The following is a 2453-nucleotide window of genomic DNA, read 5'->3' on the forward strand; positions in this document are numbered from 1 at the left end:
GGGCATCGTGAAAAATCTATGGCAAAGAAAGCCTTATGTTCTCATAACTGACGATTAAATCGCACCTTCCTTAAGCGGCTTGAAGAGAAGGGCCTGCGCGCCGCACTGGTCCACTTCCCGGAAAGCGTTGCCTCACCTGCGCCGCACTTTACCTTCTCGCCTTACTGGTCGGCGGCGCAGCCGTGCCCGTATACCTTCGCTGCACCTGCTATTTTCACTACCGACGGTGTGCGTTTCGATGCGCCGCCGAAAGTGCGCCAGCAGACGCTCGGCTGGCCGCCATCTTCGCCGCTGGCTTATCACGACAAAGGATTGTGGCAACCGCTGGTGCGCAGTAACAACGGCGATTACCGGCTGACGGTTCAGTCAGCGCATGGCAGTAACGTGACATTGTCACTTAATGCAGGCACGCTGACGCTAAGTACGCAAGATGAATACGTCACCCTGAAACAGGGGCAGTGGAGCGACTGGCTGCCACTGGGCGAGGTTGCCGAAGGGGGAAAAGCCCGCTTCTGGCTGGCAAGCCTGGCGCCGCATATTGAACTGATTCAGAGCGAAGTCACTTACCCGCAGCGTATTGCCTCTGACGACAAGCTGGCATCGATGCTTATCGATGAACTCGGACCGTTTTACAGCCAGTGGGCGGAAAAAGCCTCGCCGGACGAGGCCTGTCTGGCCTCCACCTTGCAGGATGCGGAAAACCAGTCGCTGTGGCTGGCCGAAAGCGCGGTGCGCTTAACCCATCAGCACGGCTTTTCTTTATGGGCGGCGGTGCACCATCTGATTGATGAGTCCCACCATCTGTGCCTCGGGCAGTACGATCCCAGCTCGCCTTTTTACATAGCTGAGCAGGCACCACGCTATGAGGCGGTGCTCCGCGAGTGCTACAGGGTGCTGGACCGCTCCATCGGGCGCATTCTTGCGAGCGTGGACAGCGAGACCACGCTGCTGCTGGCCTCCGATCACGGTGCGGTGCCGAACCACTTTATGTGTGACGTTAACCGCTACCTGGCCAAACACGGGCTGGTGGTGCTGGATGCCTCAGGCCAGCCGCAGCGCGACCAGAGCCAGGTGTATCTGAAGGACGAACGCGGCGGGCTGGAAATTTACATCAACCTGCACGGCGTTGTGCCGCAGGCGGACTATGCGCGGGTGCAGGACCAGGTGCTGCATCTGCTGCGTAACTGGTCGATCGTTCACAACGGGCAGACTCATCACGCGGTGGCCTGGGCGCTGCGCAAAGAAGATGCTGGAAGCGTTGGCTACTGGGGTGAGGCGGCGGGTGATGTGCTCTTTACCTATAACAGCGGCTTTGTCTGGGGAACCAGCGTTACCGGGGAGGATATCTGCCCGGTGGTCGCACCCGGCGCTAATCACGGCCCGCAAAAACCCACGGCTGAGACGGCGCACACCTCCAACTACGGCGTGCTGCTCGCCTGGGGCGCGGGGATCCGCAAGGGCTATTACCATGATCGCCATCGGCACGGGCCGTACCGAATGGCTGACGCCGGAGCCACCATTGCTTACCTGCTCGGCGCCGAACGCGACAGCCTCGACGGCGCTATAATGCAGGCGTTAGTTGCGGCCAGAGAGTGAGAGATGACTGAACATCGTTATACCCGTTACAGCAGTCTGCAGGGCAAAGTGGTGGTCATTACCGGCGGGGCCAGCGGCATTGGCGCGGATCTGGTGGATGCATTTTGCCAGCAGGAAAGCCGGGTGCATTTTCTTGATATTGATAATCAGGCCGGGGAGGCGCTTGCCCTTAGCAGTGGGGCCCGTTTTTATGCCGTTGATTTACGTGATATCAGTGCGTTGCGCGCAGCCATTGAGCAGATATACCGCCAGGAAGGCGCTGTTGATGTGCTGATCAATAACGCTGCCCGTGATGATCGGGCCGACACCTTTGGCGTGGAGCCTGAAGCCTGGCGCGAGAGTCTGGCGGTCAATCTCGATCATCAGTTTTTTGCCTCTCAGGCGGTGGCCGCGCGCATGAAAGAGGGCACCGGCGGCGCGATTATCCTCACCAGCTCCACCACCTTTATGAAAGGCCGCCCCGGAATGGCGGGCTACACCACCGCGAAAGCGGCGGTGGTGGGCTTGACTCAGACCCTGGCGCGGGAACTGGGGCCGTTTGCTATTCGGGTGAACTGCATTGTGCCGTGGGCGATTTCCACCCCGCGTCAGCAGGCGCTTTGGCGCACGGCGCAATCAGAGCAGGAGATCCAGACCATGCAGTCGCTGAAGATTGTGCTGGAAGGGCGAGACGTGGCGGCGATGGCGCTGTTTGTCGTCTCCGATGATGCGCGCGGGTCAACGGGGTCACAGTTTTTTGTCGATGCGGGGATAAGGTTGGTTTAACAGCGGTGCGGCCTGTGCCCCTCACCCCGGCCCTTATGTCTTGACCTTCCCCGCTCAGGCGGGGAAGATCCCCGACTGATCATCGGGGGGGT

General features: G+C 60.2%; 2 protein-coding genes. Both read left to right on the top strand.

Going from position 1 to position 2453, the window contains the following annotated elements; genetic code table 11:
- The first annotated feature begins 228 nt into the window (after positions 1–228).
- Positions 229–1596, top strand: coding sequence for an alkaline phosphatase family protein (locus ACSZO4_RS25340; RefSeq protein ID WP_437891849.1), 1368 nt, complete (start codon positions 229–231; stop codon positions 1594–1596).
- A 3-nt stretch (positions 1597–1599) separates the two neighbouring features.
- The gene (locus ACSZO4_RS25345) at positions 1600–2361 is read left to right on the top strand and encodes an SDR family NAD(P)-dependent oxidoreductase (protein ID WP_437891850.1); all 762 of its coding nucleotides are present in this window, start codon (positions 1600–1602) and stop codon (positions 2359–2361) included.
- Positions 2362–2453: the final 92 nt, after the last annotated feature.

The sequence above is a fragment of the Phytobacter sp. V91 genome (assembly GCF_965644225.1).
Classification (GTDB): domain Bacteria; phylum Pseudomonadota; class Gammaproteobacteria; order Enterobacterales; family Enterobacteriaceae; genus CBFFRJ01.

Coding starts and splice junctions, on each gene's coding strand:
- ACSZO4_RS25345 (WP_437891850.1), top strand. CDS start 1,600: ATGACTGAACATCGTTATACCCGTTACAGCAGTCTGCAGGGCAAAGTG.